This window comes from Psychrobacter sp. FME5, from assembly GCF_014861375.1.
In the GTDB taxonomy this organism is placed as follows: Bacteria; Pseudomonadota; Gammaproteobacteria; order Pseudomonadales; family Moraxellaceae; genus Psychrobacter.
The window spans coordinates 14,871-38,629 of sequence record NZ_RRYX01000022.1; the positions used below are offsets into that span (position 1 = coordinate 14,871).

General features: G+C 42.0%; 19 protein-coding genes. 14 read left to right on the top strand and 5 right to left on the bottom strand.

Features of this window, described 5'->3' with window-relative positions; all coding sequences use genetic code 11:
* Positions 1 to 128 precede the first annotated feature (128 nt).
* The 4 genes from EI161_RS05130 to EI161_RS05145 all read left to right on the top strand — a co-directional run bounded on the left by EI161_RS05130 (position 129) and on the right by EI161_RS05145 (position 4,772).
* Positions 129 to 1,946, top strand: coding sequence for an acyl-CoA dehydrogenase (locus EI161_RS05130; RefSeq protein WP_192529127.1), 1,818 nt, complete (start codon positions 129 to 131; stop codon positions 1,944 to 1,946).
* Positions 1,947 to 2,017: 71 nt separating this feature from the next.
* Entirely contained in the window at positions 2,018 to 3,025 is a 1,008-nt protein-coding gene (locus tag EI161_RS05135) for an NADP-dependent oxidoreductase (protein ID WP_192524490.1), read from the top strand.
* 3 nt (positions 3,026 to 3,028) lie between these two features.
* Complete coding sequence (locus EI161_RS05140; protein WP_192529128.1) at positions 3,029 to 3,838, top strand: SDR family NAD(P)-dependent oxidoreductase; 810 nt, start codon at positions 3,029 to 3,031, stop codon at positions 3,836 to 3,838.
* Between the two features lie 172 nt (positions 3,839 to 4,010).
* Positions 4,011 to 4,772 carry an SDR family oxidoreductase gene (locus EI161_RS05145; RefSeq protein WP_192524492.1) on the top strand — a complete coding sequence of 254 codons (762 nt, stop codon included), beginning with the start codon at positions 4,011 to 4,013 and terminating at the stop codon, positions 4,770 to 4,772.
* A gap of 140 nt (positions 4,773 to 4,912) precedes the next feature.
* On the opposite strand, the gene uvrA is transcribed toward EI161_RS05145, so the two are convergent.
* On the bottom strand, positions 4,913 to 7,468 hold the full coding sequence (gene uvrA / locus EI161_RS05150) for an excinuclease ABC subunit UvrA (RefSeq protein WP_192529129.1): 2,556 nt from the start codon (positions 7,466 to 7,468) through the stop codon (positions 4,913 to 4,915).
* 393 nt (positions 7,469 to 7,861) lie between these two features.
* On the opposite strand from uvrA, the gene arfB reads away from it, so the two are divergent.
* Positions 7,862 to 8,275, top strand: coding sequence for an alternative ribosome rescue aminoacyl-tRNA hydrolase ArfB (arfB, locus tag EI161_RS05155; RefSeq protein ID WP_192529130.1), 414 nt, complete (start codon positions 7,862 to 7,864; stop codon positions 8,273 to 8,275).
* Between the two features lie 105 nt (positions 8,276 to 8,380).
* Here arfB and EI161_RS05160 read toward each other — a convergent pair whose 3' ends face one another.
* Positions 8,381 to 9,580, bottom strand: a complete 1,200-nt coding sequence (locus EI161_RS05160; RefSeq protein ID WP_192529131.1) for a sugar transporter — start codon at positions 9,578 to 9,580, stop codon at positions 8,381 to 8,383.
* A 376-nt stretch (positions 9,581 to 9,956) separates the two neighbouring features.
* Here EI161_RS05160 and EI161_RS05165 point away from each other — a divergent pair, with 376 nt between their 5' ends.
* The 5 genes from EI161_RS05165 (at position 9,957) to EI161_RS05185 (ending at position 15,676) form a co-directional block, all read left to right on the top strand.
* Positions 9,957 to 10,409 (top strand): hypothetical protein, encoded by a 453-nt coding sequence (locus EI161_RS05165; RefSeq protein ID WP_192529132.1) that lies wholly within the window; start codon positions 9,957 to 9,959, stop codon positions 10,407 to 10,409.
* 1,012 nt (positions 10,410 to 11,421) lie between these two features.
* Positions 11,422 to 12,318, top strand: a complete 897-nt coding sequence (locus EI161_RS05170) for a hypothetical protein (protein WP_192529133.1) — start codon at positions 11,422 to 11,424, stop codon at positions 12,316 to 12,318.
* A gap of 26 nt (positions 12,319 to 12,344) precedes the next feature.
* The gene (locus tag EI161_RS05175) at positions 12,345 to 12,929 is read left to right on the top strand and encodes an alpha/beta hydrolase (RefSeq protein WP_192529134.1); all 585 of its coding nucleotides are present in this window, start codon (positions 12,345 to 12,347) and stop codon (positions 12,927 to 12,929) included.
* A gap of 329 nt (positions 12,930 to 13,258) precedes the next feature.
* A complete protein-coding gene (locus tag EI161_RS05180; RefSeq protein ID WP_192529135.1) occupies positions 13,259 to 13,906 on the top strand; it encodes a hypothetical protein in 648 nt (215 codons plus the stop codon).
* 450 nt (positions 13,907 to 14,356) lie between these two features.
* Positions 14,357 to 15,676 (top strand): short-chain fatty acid transporter, encoded by a 1,320-nt coding sequence (locus EI161_RS05185; protein WP_192529136.1) that lies wholly within the window; start codon positions 14,357 to 14,359, stop codon positions 15,674 to 15,676.
* Positions 15,677 to 15,986: 310 nt separating this feature from the next.
* On the opposite strand, the gene ppc is transcribed toward EI161_RS05185, so the two are convergent.
* A complete protein-coding gene (ppc, locus tag EI161_RS05190; protein ID WP_192529137.1) occupies positions 15,987 to 18,767 on the bottom strand; it encodes a phosphoenolpyruvate carboxylase in 2,781 nt (926 codons plus the stop codon).
* A 506-nt stretch (positions 18,768 to 19,273) separates the two neighbouring features.
* Here ppc and EI161_RS05195 point away from each other — a divergent pair.
* From EI161_RS05195 to EI161_RS05205, 3 genes are all read left to right on the top strand, one after another.
* The gene (locus EI161_RS05195; protein ID WP_192523525.1) at positions 19,274 to 20,128 is read left to right on the top strand and encodes an HpcH/HpaI aldolase/citrate lyase family protein; all 855 of its coding nucleotides are present in this window, start codon (positions 19,274 to 19,276) and stop codon (positions 20,126 to 20,128) included.
* Positions 20,129 to 20,234: 106 nt separating this feature from the next.
* Positions 20,235 to 20,939 (top strand): hypothetical protein, encoded by a 705-nt coding sequence (locus EI161_RS05200; RefSeq protein ID WP_192529138.1) that lies wholly within the window; start codon positions 20,235 to 20,237, stop codon positions 20,937 to 20,939.
* A 145-nt stretch (positions 20,940 to 21,084) separates the two neighbouring features.
* Positions 21,085 to 21,819, top strand: coding sequence for a DUF6977 family protein (locus EI161_RS05205; RefSeq protein WP_225735233.1), 735 nt, complete (start codon positions 21,085 to 21,087; stop codon positions 21,817 to 21,819).
* Between the two features lie 269 nt (positions 21,820 to 22,088).
* Here EI161_RS05205 and EI161_RS05210 read toward each other — a convergent pair whose 3' ends face one another.
* Positions 22,089 to 22,565, bottom strand: coding sequence for a nucleoside deaminase (locus tag EI161_RS05210; protein WP_192529139.1), 477 nt, complete (start codon positions 22,563 to 22,565; stop codon positions 22,089 to 22,091).
* 357 nt (positions 22,566 to 22,922) lie between these two features.
* Positions 22,923 to 23,207, bottom strand: coding sequence for a hypothetical protein (locus EI161_RS05215; protein WP_192529140.1), 285 nt, complete (start codon positions 23,205 to 23,207; stop codon positions 22,923 to 22,925).
* Between the two features lie 302 nt (positions 23,208 to 23,509).
* Here EI161_RS05215 and EI161_RS05220 point away from each other — a divergent pair.
* Positions 23,510 to 23,759, top strand: a 250-nt coding sequence (locus tag EI161_RS05220; protein ID WP_192529141.1) for an IS1 family transposase, incomplete at its 3' end; no start/stop codon positions are given.

Consider the following 23,759-nt stretch of genomic DNA (forward strand, 5'->3'; position numbering starts at 1 on the left):
TTTACTTAGCTCGGCGGCTTATAAATGTCTTATTTGACCGTAATTATGTCATAAATGACAATACGGCAACGTGCTAAATTAGATTAATATCAATTGATAACCAAATTTAATTAGTTAGCGAGAACACTATGGCAGCAGATACGCTTATCAACGATTTTGAATTACCGTTTCAACTCTACGATGTATTGGGTACTGAACATTTAACCGAGCATCCTAAGTTTGCAGAACACAGCCGCGAAACGTTCGATGCGGTATTGGACACTGCCAATAAAATTGCGACTCAGTTATTTTTGCCGCATAACCATGTAGCGGATAAAAACGAGCCGCAGTTCGATGGCAAAAAGGTAACCATGATAGACGATGTGAAAGTCGCCTTTGATGCGTTTCGTGAGTCAGGCTTTATCGCTGGTCGTTATAGTTTCGACGATGGTGGCATGCAATTACCTGAAACCGTGATGACCGCGGTGGCAGGCTATTTTATGGCGGCCAATCCATCGACTACTGCTTATCCATTTTTAACCACGGCGGCGATTAATGTCATCTCACATTTTGCCAGTGATGAGATTAAAAACGCCTTTATGCCGCGTATGTTAACCGGTGAATTCACTGGCACCATGGCATTAACAGAGCCACATGCTGGCTCCTCACTTGCTGATATCAAAACCACTGCTATCAAACAAGACGATGGCAGCTATCGCGTAAAAGGCAGCAAAATTTACATTTCAGGTGGCGATCACGAACTGTCTGACAATATTGTGCATTTGGTTTTAGCTAAAGTGCCGGGCGGTCCCGGTGGTGTCAAAGGTATCTCTTTATTTGCCGTGCCAAAGTATCGTTTAAATGAGGATTTATCGGTTGGCGCGCGCAATGATGTGCATCTAACCGGACTGATTCATAAGCTTGGTTATCGAGGCGCGACTTCTACCGCACTGAGCTTTGGTGATAAAGGTGACTGTCAGGGTTATCTTATCGGTGAAGAGCATTTTGGTTTGCGCTATATGTTTAAAATGATGAATGAAGCGCGCATTGCGGTTGGTTTTGGCGCAGCGATGATTGGTTATCGCGGTTATCAATATTCGCTCGATTATGCCAAGGACCGCACGCAAGGTAGAATCGCACCGAATAATAAACCTGAAGATCCAGCAACCGCTATCATTCAGCATGGTGATGTGAAGCGTATGTTACTGGCGCAAAAAGCTTATAGCGAGGGCGGCATTTCCTTATGCTTATACGGCTCAAACCTGATTGACCGTATCAATACTTGTGAGGATGCGACTCTAAAAAATGAGCTTTCAGAGTTATTAGATTTGCTCACGCCCGTATTAAAAGCATGGCCGTCTGAATATGGTCCTAAAGCCAATGATTTGGGTATCCAAGTATTGGGCGGCGCAGGCTATACGCGTGAGTATCAAGCCGAGCAATTTTGGCGTGATAACCGTCTCAATCCTATCCACGAAGGCACAAATGGCGTACAGGCATTAGATTTGTCATTCCGTAAGTTATGGCAAAATAAAGGGCTTGGTATTGAAATTCTAAAACGTGAAATTACTCAGGATTTAGAAAGCACAACCACTCTAAAAACCACGCCCGAGACTGCCAAATTGGCAGGTAAATTGATACCTTATATGGCTCATTTACATGAATTGTTGGTACATTTAAGTAAAATTCTACAAACAGAAAAAGCAATCACGCTTACCGGAAATGCCCAAGCATTGATGAATATCTTTGCTTCAATCGTAGTGAGTTGGATTTGGATTCGCCAAGCCAGCAAAGCTGAGCAATTATTAAGTGATACAACCGACGTCGAAAAACAAAACTTTTATCAAGGCAAAATACAAGCGGCAAAGTACTTTATCGATTGGGAATTACCATTAATCAATCGCGATATCGAGCTGTTAAATAATGACAATGCGGTATGTATCGATATGCAAGCAGAGTGGTTTTAATCGATTTTCAGTCATGTTTGATATTAACAATTTTAGTATTAACAAAAAATACAAACTTAAAGGAATAAATAATGACAACAATGAATAAGCAGTGGCGTTTAAAAGCGAGACCCGTTGGCGAGCCGAGCGCTGATACTTGGGATTATACCGAGTCAGAACTACCGACTGTTTCAGACGGTGAGTTACTGATTAAAATCGAATATATCTCTATCGATCCAGCGATGCGTGGTTGGTTAAACGACGCCAAATCTTATATCGCACCAGTACAGATTGGCGAAGTGATGCGTGCCGGTACTGTGGGTGAGGTTATTGAAAGCAAGCATGAGAAGTTTGTAGTCGGTGACTATGTCGCAGGTCACAATGGCGTACAGTCGTATGCAATCAGTGATGGTACTGGACTACATAAAGTTGATCCAAGCCTTGCGCCGTTGTCTTATTATTTAGGCGTGCTCGGTATGCCAGGTATGACCGGCTACTTTGGCTTATTAAAAACGGGTCAGCCAAAAGCTGGCGAGACAGTTGTTATTTCTGGCGCTGCCGGTGCGGTTGGTGGTTTGGTTGGGCAAATTGCCAAAATCAAAGGCTGCCGCGTCGTTGGTATCGCAGGTGGTTCTGAGAAATGTAAATTCTTAGTCGATGAGTTAGGTTTTGATGCGGCAATCGACTATAAGAATGAAAATGTAAAAAAAGCGTTAAAAGAAACCTGTCCAAAAGGCGTCGATGTCTATTTTGACAACGTTGGCGGCGATATTTTAAATGACGTACTGACTCAAATTAATCTGCATGCGCGTATCGTGATTTGCGGGGCGATTAGCCAATACAACACCACGACAGAAGTAAAAGGGCCATCGAATTATCTGTCATTATTGGTCAATCGTGCACGGATGGAAGGCATTGTGGTCTTTGATAATATTAAAGAATACCCGACGGCGATGAAAGATATCGCAGGCTGGATTCAGTCAGGTGATATTAAAGTAAAAGATCATATCGTTGAAGGTATCGAGACTTTTCCTGATACGTTGATGATGCTCTTTAAAGGTGAAAACTTCGGAAAACTGGTACTTAAGGTAGAGGGATAAATCATGACATTAAATACAAATGGACTTGAGTCAAATAATTTAGCAAATTTACCGGCTTCAAACGTCACAGGTAAACGTATCTTAATCACAGGCGGTGCGTCTGGCATCGGTGCGGCTAGCGCGTTACTACTGGCAAGTCGCGGTGCCAAAGTAATCATTGGCGATTTGGCAGAAGAAATGGGTGCTGCTGTTGCCAAGCAAGCCCAAGACGCTGGTAATAGTATTGTCTTTCAAAAGGTCGATGTCACTAGCGGCGATGAAGTTCGTGTATTGTTTGCCTTTGCCATGGACACTTTAGGCGGTCTAGATGTGGTGATAAATAATGCTGGTATCGATCATAAGCCTGTACCGATGCATGAGCTTAGCGATGAGGATTTTGACCGTAATATCGCTGTTAACCTAAAAGGTGTCTGGCATTGTATGCGTGCCGCTGTTGCCTGTATGGCACCGAATGGCGGTGGTCATGTGATTAATGTGGCCTCGATTGCTGGCTTGCGTTCTGCGCCTTTATTGTCAGCTTATAGCGCTGCTAAGCATGGCGTGATGGGACTGACCAAATCTGCTGCTCATGAATATGCCCGCGTCAATATTCGCTTTAATGCGGTATGCCCAAGCTTTATCGATACGCCAATGGTACGCAATACTATGGCTAATATGGATGAGCGTGCGCAGCAAGCAACCATTAAAGCCAGTCCAATGCGCCGTTTAGGTAAGGTCGATGAAGTATCTGGCGCGATTGCATGGCTGGCTAGTGATGAGAGCAGCTTTATGAATGGTCATGCTTTTACCCTTGATGGCGGTATGCTGGCTTAATAGTCAAATAACTGCTAAATCATTACGGTGTTAGCCTCGCTCGATTTACTATACGTAATATCTACGCTCGGCTGCCTTGTAATGGATTTGCAGTTTTTCAACTATAATTTATTAAGTAGTTACGATAAAAAATTGAAAACTGAATAGCTAATTTAAAATATAAGGAATAATAATGAAAGATTTATTTGATTTAACCGGCAAGATTGCTTTAGTCACGGGCGCTAGCCGTGGTATTGGCGAATCTATCGCCCGTCTTTTGGCCTCAAGAGGCGCACACGTTATTGTCTCTAGCCGTAAGATTGATGCTTGCCAAGCGGTTGCCGATAGCATTGTCGCTGATGGTCATAAAGCCAGCGCCTTTGCCTGTCATGTGGGCGAGATGGAGCAGATTGACGCAATTTTTGAGCATATCAAAAGCGAATTTGGTCAAATTGACATCTTAGTCAATAATGCCGCTGCCAACCCTTATTACGGGCATATCCTAGATACGGATTTAGCCGCTTTTGATAAGACCGTCGAAGTCAATATTCGTGGTTATTTCTTTATGTCGACGGCTGCTGGCAAAATGATGCGCGAGCAGGGCGGCGGCGTTATTTTAAATACCGCCTCGGTCAATGGCTTAGTCGCGGGTGATAAGCAAGGTATTTATTCAATCACTAAAGCGGCTGTCATCAGTATGACCAAATCTTTTGCCAAAGAATGCGGACCGTTAAATATTCGCGTCAATGCGTTATTACCAGGTTTAACCGACACTAAATTTGCCTCTGCTTTGACTACCAATGATAAAGTCTTAAAAATGGCATTACATGCAATCCCGCTAGGGCGCGTGGCGGATCCAGATGAAATGGCTGGTACGGTATTATACTTAGTGTCTGACGCTTCAAGTTATACCACGGGTACAACCGTCGTTGTCGATGGTGGGATGCTTGCTTAGTTATGAATAAGTAGTTTAAAAAATAGAAACAATATTTGAAAAACCGCATGACATTGAATGTTATGCGGTTTTTCTTATTAAATGAATCTGTCTTTTAATGAGTTTGATATTTCATTTATTAATATATATCGATGCTTTTGCTAAGTTAATAAAAAAGGCGCGGTAAGACTTTCTTTTGACTTTGCCACATCCATAGGTTTGCCTTCTGCCACAATGAGACCACCTTCATCACCAGCGCCAGGACCCATATCGATAATCCAGTCGCTGTTGCTAGCAACCTGCATATCGTGTTCAACCATAATGACGGTATTGCCAGTTTCAACTAGCCCATTTAGTTGTGCCATGAGCAAGGCGATATCAGAAGGGTGTAAACCCGTCGTTGGTTCATCCAGCACATATAGCGTATTACCGCGCTGTGACCGCTGCAGTTCAGTGGCAAGTTTAATCCGTTGCGCTTCGCCACCAGACAATTCGGTTGCTGGCTGACCAAGCCTTAGATAGCCAAGTCCAACTTTTAACAGAGCATCTAGGGCGCGCATTATTGGGGCGTCATCAACAAAAAACTCAGCAGCGGCTTCGACGGTTAAATCGAGCACTTCAGCGATATTTCTACTTTGATAAGTAATCTCTAAGGTTTCGTCGTTGTAGCGTTGTCCATGGCAAACTTGGCAAGGCGAATAAACACTTGGCAGAAATAGCAGCTCAACACTGACAAAACCAACACCTTCGCAATTTGGGCAACGTCCTTTTTTAACGTTAAATGAGAAGCGTCCTGCATCATAGTGCCGTGTTTTTGCTTCTTTGGTGGCGGCAAATAATTTGCGCACATGATCGAACAGTCCAGTATAGGTCGCAAGGTTTGAGCGTGGCGTACGCCCAATGGCTTTTTGGTCAACGGTGACTAAGCGTTTGATATGCTCCATACCATCAACTATCTCTCCACCTATCGGTGTTTCTTGCTCTTGTTCCAGTAAATCAGCCTCACCCGTAGGCGCTTCAATGACGGTTTTTTGACCCAGTTGGTTATAAATTAGCTCAACCAAAGCCTGACTGACCAAGCTTGATTTACCCGAACCTGAAACCCCCGTTACTGTTGTCAATACGCCTAAAGGAAACGCTACCTCTAAACCTTGTAAGTTATTGCGCTCAATGTTAGCAAGTTTTAGCCAAGCGTTAGGTTGCCTGGATTGATGGCTTCCTGATTCGCTGTTTACTGTGGCGTCATTAGTAAAAAGATATTGTCCAGTATATGACTCCGAGATATCACGCAAGCCTTCTACAGGGCCGCTATAAATAATTTCACCACCGTGGCTGCCAGCTTTTGGTCCGACATCGACTATCCAATCGGCATGTCGAATCACACTGACATCATGCTCAACAATAAACAATGAATTGCCCGCTGCTACCAGCTCATCTAATGCCGCTAGTAGCGCTTGAGTATCCGCGGGATGTAGTCCAGCAGAAGGTTCATCGAGCACATAAACCACGCCAAATAATTTAGATCGAATTTGAGTCGCTAGCCTTAAGCGTTGTAACTCACCCGGCGATAAAGTGGGTGTGGTGCGCTCAAGCGATAAATAGCCTAAGCCAAGCTTGGTTAACGCTTCAACACGCAAGAGGATGTCGCTAGCGATACGCTGTGCGACGATGGCTTTTTCTCGGTCATGGGTAGTATCGGTGAGTTTTTTATGAGCAGCACCCTGAAGCTTAAGTGCCAATTCAGTCAGGGTTAATTGAGACAGTTCACCAATATCAAGCCCGGCAAACTTAACCGATAGTGATTCTTTTTTTAGTTTTTTACCATGGCAGCTTGGACATTCTGATATTTGCATAAACTGAGCCACGCGTTTTTTGGTGCGTGGACTTTGGGTAGTAGCAAAAGAATGTAAGACGAAGTTTTTAGCACTGGTGAATGTGCCTTTATAATTGGGTTTCTCACCTTTTTCAATCGCCGCGCGTACTTGTTCGAGGTTGTATTCTGGATAGACCGGTACTTCAGGGGTATCATCGGTAAACAGAATCCAATCGCGGGTTTTTTTTGGTAAAGTATCCCAAGGCTTATCGATATCATAGCCGAGTGTGGTGAGTATCCGGCTTAGGTTTTGTCCCTGCCATGCGGGTGGCCATGCAGCAATAGCGCGTTCGCGAATGGTTTTTGTCTTGTCAGGTACCAAGAGATCTTCTGTCACTTCAAACACTCGTCCGATACCTGAACAAGTAGGGCAAGCACCTTCAGGCGTATTTGGCGAAAACGCATCGGCATACAGCATTTCCTGTCCAGCAGGATATTCACCAGCCCGCGAATAGAGCATACGTAAGCCATTTGAAATGGTGGTCACGCTACCGACTGATGAGCGTACAGATGGTGTGCCTCGTTGTTGTTGGAGAGCAACAGCAGGCGGCAATCCTTCTATCGAATCGACATCAGGATCACCAACTTGATCGATTAACCGTCTGGCATAGGGTGATACTGAATCAAGGTAGCGACGTTGTGATTCGGCAAACAAGGTGCCAAACGCTAGTGAAGACTTGCCTGAGCCTGATATACCAGTGAAAACAACCAGCGCATTACGAGGTAAATCAACATCTACATTCTTTAAGTTATGAACCCGCGCGCCCCTTACCTGAATGCTGTTATCAGCAGGAATCTGGTAAGTCATAAAAGAAGCTTTGGGTTTTTTATTATTGTTCGTCATAAAACGCTTATTCCTATCGAATCGTCGTTTGAGTTTTAAAAGTATGAGCAAAATATTGGCTAAGAACTTTATTATTAAGTAGGTAGTAAACTAAGCAAATATAAAAGGTATCGTGACAATTTAAAATTATCCTAACATGGCAAAAAATAATCTTCGGGTAAGCTTACGCTTCACAGACAGTTGACAGACATAGTGACGTCAAACGATAACATTTATGAGGTTTAACTGACGGATTGCCACTTATCGTTTTTAAAAAATAAACTTTAAGAAATAGCCTTTAAGAAACAGTTTTTAAGAAATGCGGATTTTGAAGTTGGTAAGCTTAGAAGTGGCGAGTGAATTGATAATGGTTTATCATCGACTATACTTATTAATGATTTATAAAAGCATTTTATGATTTTTATCAGCAATACCATTAGCCTGAATGACAGCGACGTTGAGATTAGCGCGATACGGGCACAAGGTGCTGGCGGGCAAAACGTTAATAAAGTCTCGTCTGCGATTCATCTGCGTTTTGATATCCATTCGTCTAGCTTGAGTGATGTCAATAAACAGCGATTACTTGATAGTAAAGACAGCCGAATCACCAAAGAAGGTGTGCTCATTATTAAAGCGCAGCAATTTCGCACCCAAGAACGCAATAGAATTGACGCGCTTGAGCGCCTACAAAGCTTTATCAACAAAGCCACGCACATAAATAAAACCCGTAAGCCTACCAAACCAAGTAGAAATGCTAAACGTAAACGCGTCGACAAAAAAACCCAACGGGGTAAGACCAAAGCTTTACGTGGCAAGGTGGATTTTTAGATGGGCTAACTTGAAGTTTTCTCTTTTTAAGTAAACCAAAATCAAAATGCCAGCCCATGTAAGTGGCTGGCATTTTTTTACGCGTATTTAACATCAGCTTTTTAGCTAGCCAAGCCTTCTGCTTAATTCAGGAAAGCGTTTTATCATAAATAGCATTAGTAGCAGCGCCACACTGGCGATAGCCGCACCCACATAGCCCACACTTGATATTGAGATATGCGTCACCGCATAACCACCAAATAAAGCTCCTGTACCAATTCCTAAGTTAATAATCCCTGAGAACATCGACATCAGCATATCTTGCGCGTTGACATCGACCATGATAACTTTGGCTTGCATCGAGATAATAAGCAACATCAGTGCGGCGCCCCACAGTAAGGCAATCAAGCTCAGCGCCCATACCGACGTTACTGCTAATAGCAACACGAGCATAGACAGTAGCATTAATATCGTCGATATCAGCATCAATCTGGTATTAAAACGATCGCCCCAGCGACTGAATATGATACTGCCTACAATCCCTGCGACCCCAAATAATAGCAGTACAAAAGTGGCGGCGTTTTCACTAACTGAGCCAACTTGGCGCATAAAAGGCTCGATATAAGAATAAGCGGTATAGTGCGCGGTAAAGACTAACAAAATAAGTAGATACAGACAGACGAGTAATGGGTTTTTGAGCAGCTCTGGAATTTTTCTAAAAGAGCCTTCAAACATACTTGGCAGCGTTGGTAATAATCTTGCTTGTAGAATAAACACCATAAAAGCAATCACGCCAATACCGCCAAAGGTCGCGCGCCAGCCAAACCATTGACCGATTACGCGTCCCAATGGCACACCAAGTACCATCGCTAACGATGTACCGGTCGCAAGTACACTTAGCGCCAATGCCTTTTTGCCTTCAGGTGCCACGCGTATCGCAATCGCGGCGGTGATTGACCAAAATATCGCATGGGTTAGTGCAATTCCAACTCGGCTAATGAGCAGCACTTGAAAGCTCCATGCAAACACTGATAGCACATGGCTGGCAATAAATACCGCAAACAATACTAATAATAAACGTTTGCGCTCAAAGCGACTGGTCAATAGCATCAATGGCAATGACATCGCCGCAACAATCCAAGCGTATAGTGTCAACATCCAGCCGGTTTCTGCCGTGGTGATAGAAAAGTCTTGAGCAATATCACTTAATAAGGCAACTGGGACAAATTCTGTGGTATTCATAATAAAGGCGCTAACCCCCATCAAAAATACTTGGAAATACTGAGTTCGGCGAGCGTCTGAGCTCACCTCAAGATTATGTTTCATAAAGTTCAACAGTTAGAAAAGTGCTAAAAAATTAGCGTAAGAACGAGGCAGGATTATGTGGCGATATAAAAAAGGAGAGAAGATAGCAACTCAATGGCTATAGTTAAAGGAGTTTTCAGTATTTATTTTCTATCAACTGATGTGCTATCATCATTGAATCACCTATCGTGGGTTTAACAGTTTTGTTATCGCCAGCCATTATTATAATTAATGGTGGCGTACAAACCTTGCAACTTCCAGCACGATATAAAACAATTCTGGTAAAGCGCATGAGCCTGTACTCCGACATCCTCATTTGTGCCTAATTTTATTTGCCTACTTGGGCTTATTTCAACCTTTTTTGTCGGAGTTACAGGAGTCTAAGGTGTTCAACATCATGAGCCACATTGCCAACCAATCCAAATACACCCGTCATTATCATCCACGCCACCTTTTAGCACAATACGCGATTAATCAAATAGCAACACTTGAACTGCGTTCGCAAGATATTGTCAAAGCCATGGGTTACCCTCTAAAGCATACCATACCTGCCTGTGAGCGCCTGCGTCATGTACTGTCAAATAAATACCTTGGGCTTGATGGCAGCTATATCGATAAGTATTTTACAGCCGATGAGTTTTTAGCAACGCTATTTACGGTGCTGGAGTTACCTCATACACCGTTTGCAGATGACATCGCACAGATTAAAAACGACTTAGCGCATTGTCAGCGCTATGAGAAATATTTACCATATGATGGTAATATCACAGGCCATCACCTGATTTTTGAACAGAATGATGAAGTAATCGATAGAGTAGAGCATAAGCTAAAAAAATCTAAGGCATGTTGAGTGTTGAGCATTAAGTTTTAAGCAAAGCCTCACTTTTAAATTTATGAAACTTATCATCATTGCGTTTGGTACAATCTACTATTACATAGGGCTAATTCCTTCAATACTAATTATTGCTCTAAGCCCTATTTACTTTCTATTATACTTCGGCTTCTATAAAAAAGTTATTGTCTTACCTTCTCCTGTTGGAGCTCTTTGCATAATTATATCAATCTCATTATCACTTTTTATGATAGTGATATTTTTTATGGTTAGTGCTTCTATAGGAATGTGGGGTTAATTATAAAAACCTCTCTTTTAGCGTTCAAAGTCCCTGTCTTTGCTCTGTTGCCGTGCGCTAGCTCTGCTTGCTGTCTTTGCTTAGTCAGCTCTGCTCTATAGTGGGGGGGGAGGGATTCGTTGTGGAATTTAAAATTTGGCGAGTATAAATTGTCAGGTTATATAAGTAATTCTATACATTAGGCTTAGACATGGCTCGCCATAACATTACGAATAAAGCATCAAACTCTGTATTAATGGTGTATCCGTCTGACGAATAATATGCATCAAACCTAAGCGACAGCAGTTGTCGCGAGTGTTGTTTTCGACCCTTTCTTTTTGTCAGTGTTTATACTATAGTTATTGAGTCAGGCAAAAATAACGCGATATAAAGTTAATCCTCGAAGCGCAATGCTTCACTTCTTAACTGACGTATCTTAACTATTTTAAAAGGTTATTTTCGTTTATTCGTAAACCGCTGTACCTGCCAAAACCTCCTATTATCTTAAATCCAAAGTACATGATTAAAAAAGAGAGTTAGCATTTTAAAAATGCTGATAACGTACTTCTTTTTGTTAAAAATGTATTCAAGCAACCAATAAAAACACGGGTGCTTCAGCCACACTCAATCACTCATTTTACCTTTATCACGCCACTTAAAAAACTGGTGAATAGACGCGGCTGACTTAAATTTGATTTGAGAAAAAATTAAAAATGCTGCTACCAAAAAAACTAAAAAATTAAGGAAAACTTTATGACAAACACTACTGACGCTTTTGAACCAAAACGTATAGACGATATACACTGGTCAGGTGGATCAAAACTGCCTAAATCCATTCAAGATAAGGGTCAAACTAAACCAAAGGTTCCGCTGTTCTATCTGCATAACGAGTCTATCAATGACTATGAAGAAGATATTTATTTTGTGAACAACAGCGATGAGACATTAAGCTTTGTTGCTCCCTATGAGCTGATGAAGAGGGAACCAGACTGCCCTGAGGTGATTGTTGCTGTCGAGCCAAGTGAGCGCGATAAAGCCTTTACCTATACTGATGTATTACCCAAGCAAGGCGTGAAAATTGATCGCCAGCACATCATTTATGATAGTGATTATCTCAATCAAATCATTGTCTATACCATGAGTTGTGCTAGTAAGGAGATGTGGGGAGTATGGCGTTTGAGTGTGTGCGAAAAAGGTATGTTTTCGTCGTCTTATCCGTTGTTATGGGAAGAAGGGTCTAAACCTTCATTTGTTGTAAGTGCCGATAAACTAAATGATCCCAAAGATCGACCTATTTTACCGCCAGTATTGCCCATACGTCAGCAGTTATACCAGCAATGGGCTGACCATTATGACGACTCGCGTGCGAGCTTTATGACCGCTATCACAGATGTGATTTATCGTTATGATTTTGGCATGGTGGGCTGTTATTTCAACCATATGTGGGATGAATATAGTAGTGAGGCGGAGCAGACCGCCAATCGTCTCATTAAAGATAATGCCGATAGCGTAGATGATGTTTTGGTGCTGATGACTGCGGTTTATGACTCATCGTTTGGCGCTGGATATACCACAGTGCCTAAAGAGGTCGCCGAGATCATCTATGGTCTATGGCTAAGAATAGGACATAAAGATACCGTTAATAAATAAAAGAAATAATAATAAAGGAGAAAGCCATGATGTTTCCCATTGAAAATGACGACACATTTTTACTATTCTTTCACGGTCTTGATTCAAGCTGTGAGACCAATAAATACACCTGTATTAAACGTGAGCCCAAATATTGCCAAACCGTCAATTATCGAGAGGATTTCAACGAGATTTTCGATATTTATGACACACTAATACAAGAGAAAATGAGGCAGTATCCGCGAGTGGTTTTGGTAGGACATTCACTGGGCGGTTGGTTTGCCAATCACTTTGCTCATAAATATAATTTGCGTACGCTATTGATTGCGCCTTGCATTTATCCTAATGAAGTTTTGGTCGATCGCATACCACAAGTCGCTGATATGAAACTGTCATTTCCCACCTCAAATACTGAGATGGTACGGGTCATGCTTGAGGTCGAAGACGAATGTTTGGATGTGGCCGTTGCCAGACGCACGCTGGTCGATTTACCTGAGAGCTGGGAAGTGGATTACTTTGAGCGTGGTCATCATCGGATTGCCCGTGACAGTGACATTTGGTATCACTTAGTTCACCTGTGCGAAGATCCTATCGTTTGGATGGATGAGGCGACGTATCATGGTGAAGACTAAATACATTAGATACATTTTTTTGACGCGTGACTGGTATTAATTTTTCTTGCTTGCTGTGTCTACGCTGACAGAGGCTGCAAAAAACTAATACCAGTCGCACTGTATCTTTTTTACATCGAACTGACTACGTTATAAGAAAGCTATCGTGGGTTTAATGGTTTGCCAAGTTGTTCAATAAAAACTTAGGACACCTTGCAACTTCCAGTACGATATAAAATAACTCTGGTAAAGCGCATGAGCCTATTCTCCGACAAGGTTATCCATGCCTGATTTGACTCGCCTATTTGGGCTTAATCTTATTTATTGTTGTCGGGATTTAGGAGTCATTTATGTCTAATATTAACAGTAAAAATTCTGAGCAATCCAAATATAGCCGCCGTTATTCGCCGCGTCACCCGTTAGCAAAACATGCTGTCAGCCAAATAGCTAAGCTGGAGCTAAGGACGCAAGATATCGTTCAAACCATGGGCTATCCTGCAATACATACTATTCCCGCCTGTGATCGTCTGCGCCATGTCTTATCTAGTGAGATATTGGGGTTGAATGATAAGAATGTTGATAGCTATTTTACGGCTCATGAATTCTTAAAAGCGTTATTGCTGGTGCTGAATATCCCATACCAAGCTTATTCAGATGATATTGAGAAAATCGAATATGACTTGGCACATTATCCTTATCCACTACCCAAATACAGCTTGCGCGCTGACGTTGACTTTACGTGGAGTGGGGGCGCAAATTGGATGTCGCGTGGTGTCGCTAGCAGTAAGGCGAATGTTCATTTACCGCAAAATATTGCCAAGATGAATGAGACAGAGCGTGAGGCGATAGTGCAACAGTGTATCGAGGAGCATTATCAAAAGTATCATGCTCATCTACCCTATAACGGTGTGATTAAAGGTTATCGACTTGTTATTAAGCAGCGTAATGAGATTATTGATAGAGTCGAGTATGGGTTGCCAAAATCTAGCATTACCTAAGAAGCGCTCGGATATTAGACCTTTAATAATATGCCCTAATGCTCGTTTTAATCTTAAAAAGTGAATCACTTTGACTGTAACCCCCTAACCATAAGACACTGATTAAATAGAATTAATCTGCGTAGCTTAGTTTTTGCATTGATGTAGCTTTGAAAGCGAAGAGTACAACAACAAGTAAACCAGCTGATAATTATCTCTTATCGTATAATAATAACCAGAAGTCTTTGAAGGGTGATTTAGCTCTCCAAAGGCTTTTTTTATGCAGTAACCTAAAAGTCGTTTATGACAATAGTGCAGCCGCAGGAAAGTAGCTGTCTGTGAAATAGTGATATGTGAAATGTTTGTCTATTTAATAGCTGTCTGCTAAATGATTAAGGCTAAAATAGTAAGAATGAGGTAACATTAAGGTTAGGAATGAAGTGTAAATTTAGATAAAAAGGGAGTTTAAAAATGAAAGGAATCACACGCTTCTCGAATAGCTTAATGGAAAAGTATTTACCAGATCCATTTTTATTTGTCATTATTTTAACATTGGTTATTTTTGGGTTGGGCTTAGGCTTAACGGATTCCTCCCCTGTACAGATGGTGGCGTTTTGGGGTGAAGGGTTCTGGGCGTTACTGGCGTTTTCTATGCAAATGGTATTGGTGTTAGTCACCGGTTTTGTATTAGCCAGCAGCCCAATATTTAAAAAAGGCTTGGGCAAACTTGCCAGTCTTGCAAAGTCACCAAGTAGTGCGATTATCTTAGTGACTTTAGTATCCCTTGCCGCAAGCTGGATCAACTGGGGTTTTGGCTTGGTTATTGGCGCGTTATTCGCCAAAGAATTGGCGAAGCGTGTTGCAAATGTCGATTATCGCTTACTGATTGCCAGTGCGTATTCTGGCTTTATCATTTGGCACGCCGGATTTTCTGGCTCGATTCCATTGTCTATTGCGACAGAAGGCCATCCGTTCGTTGATAAAATTGGGGTAATTCCAACGAGTGCAACCATCTTTGCTAGCTACAACTTAATCATCATTGCTGCATTGGTTATTATTGTGCCTTTGTTAAACCGTCTGATGATGCCAAAAAAAGAAGATACGATTACCGTCGATCCAAAAGTTCTCGTTGATCCAGTAGTTGAAGAACTTCCAGCCAAATCGGATATGACACCAGCCGAGCGTTTAGAAAATAGCTGGGTTTTGTCAATGATTATCGGCGCACTAGGACTTGCTTTTATTGTTTATTACTTCGTCCAAAATGGATTTTCCTTAACGCTTGATTTGGTTAACTTTATGTTCTTGTTCCTTGGGATAATATTCCACGGAACGCCTCGCAAGTATCTGATTGCGGTTCAAGAGGCGGTCAAAGGAGCAGGTGGTATCATCGTCCAATTCCCGTTTTATGCAGGTATTATGGGAATGATGACTGCCTCTGGTTTGGCGGGAGTGATGTCAGAAGCCTTTGTCAGCGTTTCGACAGCGGATACGCTACCACTGTTTGCCTTCCTAAGCGCAGGACTGGTTAACTTTTTCGTCCCTTCAGGTGGTGGACAATGGGCGGTTCAAGCGCCAATTATGCTGGAAGCGGCAGAGATGCTTGGTAGTGATCCAGCAAAAGTCGCCATGGCGGTGGCATGGGGTGATGCTTGGACAAACATGATTCAGCCGTTTTGGGCATTACCAGCACTGGCAATTGCAGGATTGAAGGCCAAAGATATCATGGGTTTTTGTGTGATTGTGCTGGTTGTCAGTGGTGTTGTGATTGGTTTAGGATTGTTGTTTTTGTAAGTAAAATCTAGGGCGTGTCCTCATTTTGAAAATGGTAATAAAAATGAGATAAATTGCTGTCAAACAAGGGAAATAGTACAGATAATATCAAGATATTAGCCAGCTATTTGACGCAGTTTGGCAAGATTTAGCCATTTTTAGCCCATTTAGTTGATTTCGTTCAGATTGAGGACATGCCCTAGAGTAATGGCCTTGCCTGTTTTATAGGCGAGGCTTTTTTCTGTTTATACGGCTGCCAAACACTGTTTAGTGTTTGGCGGTTTTATCATTATCATTTAGCTTAAACGATAATATTGCACGGTTCATTATATTACCCTGTATTACGCAGACCCGCTGCCAACGCATTAATACTACGTATTAATGGATCTTCAACGGCAAGATCACCATGGTTAACGTCACCTGTCGCATCTTTTCGCCTGGCACGTTTTAGTAGCTCTATTTGGATGTAATTAATCGGGTCTAAATAAGCGTCGCGCCATTCAAGGGAAGCAGCAAGGTTCTGCTGGTGCGCCAATAACGATGTCTGGTTAAGCAAAGAATTTAAACCTGAACAGGTCAGTTGGTGTTCATCGATTACCGCGCTCATAATCTGTTCACGTAAAGTCTCATCGTCACATAACTGGCTATAAGCCTGAGCAATACTCATCTCAGATTTGGTAAACGCCATTTCAATATTGCTAATAAACACATTAAAAAACGGCCAGCAGTCATTCATCTCTTTCATCAGGGCTTCGTCTTTTTTGACACTATGTAAAGCACTACCGACGCCATACCAAGCAGGCAGTGTAAAGCGTGCTAATGACCAGCCAAATACCCAAGGAATTGCGCGCAAAGTCGTCTTACTTGGCAGGCCTTTGTTACGGTGCGCTGGGCGTGAGCCGATATTTAATAAGGAAATTTCCTGCACCGGAGTCACTTGGGAGTAGAATTGGTAAAATCCTTCGGTGTGGTCAGTCAGCTGACGATAACGCTGCTCACCTGCATCTGCTAAACGGGCAAAGAGCGCTTCATAATTTGGCAATTCAGGCGGTTGCACCACAAACCTTGAGGAGCAAGCTTTAAGCGTGCCGGTAATGCCCATGGTTAGCTCAAACACCGCAGTATCGGTGTTGGCATATTTGGCATAAAGGACTTCGCCTTGCTCGGTGACTTTGATTTGTCCGTGCAGTGTACCGGCAGGTTGCGCGGCAATTGCGTTATGTGTTGAGCCGCCACCACGACTGACAGAGCCACCGCGACCATGGAACAAGCGGGTTTTGATGCCATATTCAGCAGCGATATGGTTAATGGTTTGCTGAGCGCTATACAGCTGCCATGCAGAGGTAATAATGCCGCCATCTTTTGATGAATCTGAATAGCCCAGCATGATTTCTTGGGTGTTATCTGAGTGCGCAAGCAACCCGCGATACAGTGGGTTGTTCAACACGGCAGGTAAAATTTTATCGATATTTTTAAGGTCTTCGATGGTTTCAAACAAGGGAGCTACTGGTAAGTCAGCAGACAGTTGCCCCTTATCATCAATCTTGCATAAGCCTGCAAAACGCATTAATAGTAAAACTTCCAATAATTGACTGGCATTATTGGTCATCGAAATAACATAACTGCCGAAAGTATCTTGTCCGACCAGTTTACGTAATGTGGCCACAGAGTTCATCAAGGCCAATTGTTCGCGTGTTTTATCGGTTAAGTTATCGGTATAAATAAGCGGTGTGCCCGGCTTTTCAAGCAAACGCGTCAGCCACTGTTGGCGCTCGGTTTCAGTGAGGGCGTGATAGTCTGGTAAATTTGAGGCATTGGCGAAAATATCGGCTATCACTTCACTATGATAAGACGACTCTTGACGAATATCGAGCGCTGCTAAATGAAAGCCGCAAGTTTTGACCAGACGAATCATATCGAGCAATAAGCCTTCGCCATGTGCTTTGTCATGAGTATTGACGCTTTTTCGGATGATGCGTAAATCTTCTAATAGCTGTTGTGGGTTGGGATAAGCATCTTGGGCAGCTTCAAGATCTGTACCTTTGCTTTGAATATGGCTATTAGTCGCTTTTATTTTGGCCAGGATAATCGATAACAGCCTTCGGTACGGCTCATTGTTGTAATCGTCAGGGTTATAATGGAATACTTTTTGATCGAGACCGGCGTATTTCTTTATACGAGCATAAACGTCTGGTGCAATTTCAATAATGGTATCGCTATGAATCAGTTCACGGCGCAGTTTCTTGAGCAAGACTTGATAGTGCCGCAAAACGGCATTGGCATGCATTAATACGGCCATTTCTGTGGTGTCATGAGTGACAAAGGGATTACCGTCTCTATCGCCACCGATCCAAGAACCAAAGCTCATGAACGCCGGTAATGGGTAATCTGTTAACTCTGGATAGATATCAACAATGGCGTCTTTAATATTGCGATAAACCTTTGGGATGGCGCTAAATAAACTGGCATTGAAATAGTGCAGACCATTATTTATCTCGTCATAGACTAGAGGCTTACGCGTACGTACTTCATCCGATGACCATAATAAATCAATCGTTTGTGCCGTTTTTTCTTTCGCTTGCTCGTAGGCGAAACTGTTTTCAGAAAGATTGTTTAAGGCATCGCTATGCGTAAATAGGCTTTGCAATAGATTCATGGTCGTACGGCGACGTGCTTCGGTCGGGTGGGCGGTAAATACTGGGATAAATTTCAGCTGATCAATCAGCTCTTGCATTTGGGCAGGTTCAATATTGCGTTCACGACACTCCAGTAAAGTACGGCGAAACGATCCTTCCCAGCTGTGCTCCGATTGCATACGTAAGGCTTGACGCTGCTCGCGTAAGTAATTTTCTTCACTGAGATTGGCTAAGAAGAAATAGATAGAAAAGCTGCGGATGACATTTTTTAAGGTTTGATTGTCTAACGAGGCTATGAAGTCGATGAGTTGTTGCTGGTTCGCTTCGTTAGGCGCGCGTCGTTGTTGAATAAAACCTTTGCGCAGGGTTTCAATCGTCTCGAGCGTCTGTTCACCAGTCTGGCGAGAAATCGCATCCCCTAGAAATGATCCTAATAAGCTGATGCGCTCACGTAATACGTCGTTATCTATAGTCATCCTTAACCTTCTCATCAAATTAGTGGGTAAAAAAATAGAAGTAATGTTGAATCTGTAAATTCCCTCAATTCCGCTCTCTACCATAGCAAGAATTTTACGGTTGAGTGCTATATTTTAGGGCGTGTCCTCATTTTAACCCATTTAGTTGATTTCGTTCAGATTGAGGACATGCCCTAGTGCCATGGATATAGTTGATTCACTTTAAAGCCGATACGAGTGCTATCAGGAGTAAACTTTTCGCAGCCTCCGTCGCGCTTGCTAACATCAAGTAAGGAAAACTTATACCCATAGTGCGTTATAATATTTAACCTTACTTTACCTTGAACTGACTATCTGAATATAGTCAGTTCAAGGTAAAAACGATACAGTGGGGCTGGTATAAAATTTTTGCAGCATCGAAACGGCATAGGTACAGTAAGCCAGAAAAATTTATACCAGTCTCAGTCTATAAGGTAACGTACCTATTTTATTTAGTATTGACTATCACCATACTTAAGGAACAAAGCATGCAAACCTCTATTGATAAAGACACCACTGCTTTGACGGTTGGTTTGAGCAATATTCATACTTGGTTATTTGTCCCTGCCACGAGAATGGAACGAGTCACAAAAGCATTCGCTAGTGGCGCAGATGCGGTGATTGTCGATTTAGAGGATACTATTGCTCAAGCCGACAAGGCACAGGCTCGCGACGCATTACGAGAATATTATCTCAGCAGCGAATATCAACCGGTCTGGATACGCATCAATCAAGCTGGTAGCACAGACTATGCTGAAGATATAAAACTATGCGAGCAGCTGCCCAATCTTGCTGGGATAATACTGCCTAAAGCAGAGCAGGCTGCAGATATTGAATATATTCATCATCTCAGTGGCTTATCAGTAATAGCGTTAGTCGAAAGCGCTGTTGGCTTGTATAACCTTGATAACATGGCCAGCGCTTCAGGGTTGGTCGCTTTTAGTTATGGATTTCTGGATCTTTGCAATGATTTGCAGGTACAAGTAGGTACGGCAGCGGCGGATATTATCGCCAATCAAATTCGCTATCAGTTACTTATTAGCTCAAAAGTACATCAATTATCGGCGCCTATCGACACGGTCTATCCAGAATTTAATGACAGCGAAGGCCTTAGTCAGCGCGTACAGTTGTGGTCACAAATGGGCATGTCAGGCATGCTCTGTATCCATCCTAAACAAGTCGCCACCGTCAAAGAGTCCCTCAGGCCTTTAGACGCCGAGATTGATTTTGCAAAACGTGTTATAGCAGAGTACGAAAGAACTGGAAAGGCAGTATTTAAAGTAGAAGGTAATATGATAGATGCACCGGTCATTCAACGTTGTCTGCAATTATTAGGTAAATAGGTATATCAAGATATAACGGTAATAATCTATGCGCTGTATATCTAAAATTAGCTGAATAAGAGACAATACGCCCATCAAAGTTAATCCAAATAAAAGGCCGTCCTGAATGACCAATACTAACCCGTATAATTTTTTACCTTTGCAGCCTACCGGTAGAAACGAGACTGATACTGCCAATACCTATGCGCCTGAAGATATGATTAAAATATATGAGCAGCAGTTCCTCATTCAAGTACCTGAAGAAAAGCTGACTGAATTTTTACCCGCTTTAAAGAGCTTCTATGATATTGACAATCATACGTTAGATGTCAGTGCCATTATCTTTGACGCAATCGCCGATTCCTCTATCATTTATAATCATAAGATTAAAGTAGGGGGCTATCAAATACTAGGTGAATTGGTAGAGGAGGCGATTGAATATGATGAAGACGATAAAGATGAAGAAGCCGTTGAAGATAAAGACATTAAAGCCTATACACTAGAATGCCAGCGTACTTTTTTTATTAATGAGGTAGAGATACCTTACCATTTCAACTTATTTATTTATGGTGACGGTTATTCTACTTTGACCAAAAAAGAAACCGTGCTAGAAAAAATGTACTGGTTCGTCAGAGGACGATTCGAAGAAAATCTACTAGACGACTCTGAAGACAATGACAGTTTAGACTCTATTAATAAGCAATTAGCTCACTTAGATATTCGAGAAATGGACTTGACCACCATAGATGAGATAGTCAGCTATGTGGAAGACAACATCATAGATGATGCCATGGTGGACGAGCTTAACAAATTATTGGATGCTGCTGAGTAGTCAGCAAGAAATTAGGGCATGCCCTAATTTCGAACGACAGTTATCTTAAAATACTGTTTATGCCAGAGTAGTTGTAAAAAACAGCTATAAAAGACCTGCTATAAAAGAACATTTATACAAGACGATTGATATAAGGCAAATCGCTATGCAACAAACACAGAACTCTGTGGATCAAAGACAAGATGCTGTAGAGCACAGACCGGTATTCATGCCTAGAGTCAATAGTGACAATTTGGTAAAAACGGACATGGTTAGATTTGAGCGGCATGTGGGGTTTGCAAGTCGACAAAAGAAAAAATCCATCAATGATATGCATCAAGTTATTCGCAAAAAGTATGGCTTTAGTCATGTCTTAGAGCTATCTAGTAAATCTGGCAATAAATTGAGTTTTCCGCTCAGTCCATCGAGCTTAAAGCTCACGAATGAGCATGATGGCAAGCAGTATAGTGTCGAAAATGCCTTTCAAAGCAGTATGGTTTTTGAGGACGGTGGCCCTTATACTGATTTGCTAACCGCGCCGCCCAGACAAGCCAAAAAGGACGAGCGTTTAATAACCTCGGGCGAACTGATTGGCTATGATTACTTTGGCATGGAGTGGAGCGTAGAGCCATTGACTACATTTTATGACTGGCTGTATGTGAATGCCCTAAAGCAAAACCCGCATCTGCATGAGGAGGTCATGCAATATCAGGCCTTTACAGATCGTGAGTTTAATCCAAAAAAATCTATCCATTGTGCTGCGTATGCGCTGGCAATGTTTGTGGCGCTCAATAAACGCGAGTTGCTTGACAATGTTGAAGACCCAGCAGTATTTTTTGACTTATATCATGAATTTAAAGTGAGCAATACTGAGCATCTTTTGGAGCCGGGTTGGATCTAATAGCTAAACCAATATTATTCTTTTAATAAGAAAGCCAGCTACACAAGGGTATCTGGCTCATTGAAATGCAAGACGACATAAAGATATAGTCAGTTCTAAATAAAATCGACACGTCAATAATCCCGTGCTACTGGTGCTAATTTTTCTTGCTTGCTGTTCGCAGGCGTGACAGAGGCGGCGAAAAATTTACTCCAGTAGCACTCGTATCAGTTTTAAAGTGAATCAGCTATAGTATAGTTAAATCCAGCGTCTCCTAATAAACTTACCATCTAGGCCTTATTCTTTTTCTCGTAGGCTTCAAACGCGTCTTTACTTTTAGGGTCTGGACAATTTATAACCTCAATACCTTGCTGTCCAAAGTCTTTCTTCAAGCTTTCATATAGAGGTGTTGTACCCCACCCATAGGCATCGCCTAACGCTTCATCTGCTGCGAATATTACACGTGATATTTTGACTTGTAACATGGCTGCCATACACATACCACAAGGCTTGCCGCTCGCATACATAGTAATGTCAGAGTCACGTGGAAGATTCAGAGTTTCTCCAGATTGGCGAATGGCTTGCATTTCTGCATGCGCTGTAGGGTCTTGATCTATATAAGCTTCATTGACCGCTTCAGTAATCACTTCTTGGCCCTTTGTCAAAACTGCGCCAAAAGGTTCACCGCCTTTTTCTACGTTAGCAATCGCAAGATCAATAGATCTTTTTATCATTTCTTTATCAAAATCGGTTAACTGAGCGTCCATTATTTTTCCTTTTCCATTAATAAGTATTATTTTTATTTCAACATTCAACTAAAGTAATCACTACAGCTGCTGTCATATGAACATACTTAATAAGCTTAAGCTGTAGACAGTACTTTTGTAAGGGTTCTAAGCTTCCTGGCTTCGTACTCCCGGAACAGAGTATCGCCATCTCTATGAGGGTTGTCAAGGCAACTGAGAAATGCTGTCGAACCTGCAGATATTAAAACTTGGGTGATATTTGGGAAGTTTTAAGTACGTAGCCTGACGGTGGAAATCAAAAAACATGGGTTTCGGTGTTTTTTAGCGAGAAGCTTGTCTTCGACTATCAGATAGATAAGTAGGGTATAAGTAGCTAAGTTATATATGTTTTTCAGCCATTCTTATCGCTAGTTTCAACAGCTCATCGGTTGTCATATCTTTTAAAGGTGCTGCTTTAATTGTATCGTCTTTTTTCAGAACTTGTCCCATTACGTCCTGTTCGGATTGCATGTTGTGGTTTTTAGAGGTGTTAATATAATCTTGCATCAACTCGCGTAGAACAAGTGACTTGGTGTAGCCATTTTGCTCGACTACTTGCTTAAATTCATTGGCTAAATCGTAATCACAACGAATATGAATGGACGCCTGTTTAGATTTACTCATCAGTAGTGAACTCCTTTTACAAAATCAAAGTTTCTGTCGTAACTTATCTTGAAGCTATGATATTAAAGCGATGGTATGCATAGCTCTACTGTACCACTTGTAGCCCACTTTGCAACACATAGTCAAAATAGTCGATTATCGGCAAGATAAGATGAATAACAACATAAAAGGGTACTGTCATTGCCTTAGGGCGTGCCATCCATTAACATAATTGATGCAATGGAAATAGGGTGGTGTGTCAGAAAGTATGCTGAAGAAATAAAGGAGGGTGACAGCCAAAGCAAGATGATATATTTGAGGTTATGAAGACACAAATAGATATCAGCTGCCCCGACTGTCACAGTCCCAGTTTAAAGAAAAACGGCATAAAAAGCTATGGCAAGCAGAACTACCAATGCAAGGACTGCAAACGTCAATTCATTGGTGACCATGCCTTAACTTATAAGGGCTGTCACTCTAAAATAGAAGACATCATACGGCTAATGACGGTGAGAGGTTGCGGTGTTAGAGATATTGCTATTATAGCCTCAGTTAGTATTGGTAAAGTGCTTA

Coding starts and splice junctions, on each gene's coding strand:
- EI161_RS05130 (WP_192529127.1), top strand. CDS start 129: ATGGCAGCAGATACGCTTATCAACGATTTTGAATTACCGTTTCAACTC.
- EI161_RS05135 (WP_192524490.1), top strand. CDS start 2,018: ATGACAACAATGAATAAGCAGTGGCGTTTAAAAGCGAGACCCGTTGGC.
- EI161_RS05140 (WP_192529128.1), top strand. CDS start 3,029: ATGACATTAAATACAAATGGACTTGAGTCAAATAATTTAGCAAATTTA.
- EI161_RS05145 (WP_192524492.1), top strand. CDS start 4,011: ATGAAAGATTTATTTGATTTAACCGGCAAGATTGCTTTAGTCACGGGC.
- uvrA (WP_192529129.1), bottom strand. CDS start 7,468: ATGACGAACAATAATAAAAAACCCAAAGCTTCTTTTATGACTTACCAG.
- arfB (WP_192529130.1), top strand. CDS start 7,862: ATGATTTTTATCAGCAATACCATTAGCCTGAATGACAGCGACGTTGAG.
- EI161_RS05160 (WP_192529131.1), bottom strand. CDS start 9,580: ATGAAACATAATCTTGAGGTGAGCTCAGACGCTCGCCGAACTCAGTAT.
- EI161_RS05165 (WP_192529132.1), top strand. CDS start 9,957: ATGAGCCACATTGCCAACCAATCCAAATACACCCGTCATTATCATCCA.
- EI161_RS05170 (WP_192529133.1), top strand. CDS start 11,422: ATGACAAACACTACTGACGCTTTTGAACCAAAACGTATAGACGATATA.
- EI161_RS05175 (WP_192529134.1), top strand. CDS start 12,345: ATGATGTTTCCCATTGAAAATGACGACACATTTTTACTATTCTTTCAC.
- EI161_RS05180 (WP_192529135.1), top strand. CDS start 13,259: ATGTCTAATATTAACAGTAAAAATTCTGAGCAATCCAAATATAGCCGC.
- EI161_RS05185 (WP_192529136.1), top strand. CDS start 14,357: ATGAAAGGAATCACACGCTTCTCGAATAGCTTAATGGAAAAGTATTTA.
- ppc (WP_192529137.1), bottom strand. CDS start 18,767: ATGACTATAGATAACGACGTATTACGTGAGCGCATCAGCTTATTAGGA.
- EI161_RS05195 (WP_192523525.1), top strand. CDS start 19,274: ATGCAAACCTCTATTGATAAAGACACCACTGCTTTGACGGTTGGTTTG.
- EI161_RS05200 (WP_192529138.1), top strand. CDS start 20,235: ATGACCAATACTAACCCGTATAATTTTTTACCTTTGCAGCCTACCGGT.
- EI161_RS05205 (WP_225735233.1), top strand. CDS start 21,085: ATGCAACAAACACAGAACTCTGTGGATCAAAGACAAGATGCTGTAGAG.
- EI161_RS05210 (WP_192529139.1), bottom strand. CDS start 22,565: ATGGACGCTCAGTTAACCGATTTTGATAAAGAAATGATAAAAAGATCT.
- EI161_RS05215 (WP_192529140.1), bottom strand. CDS start 23,207: ATGAGTAAATCTAAACAGGCGTCCATTCATATTCGTTGTGATTACGAT.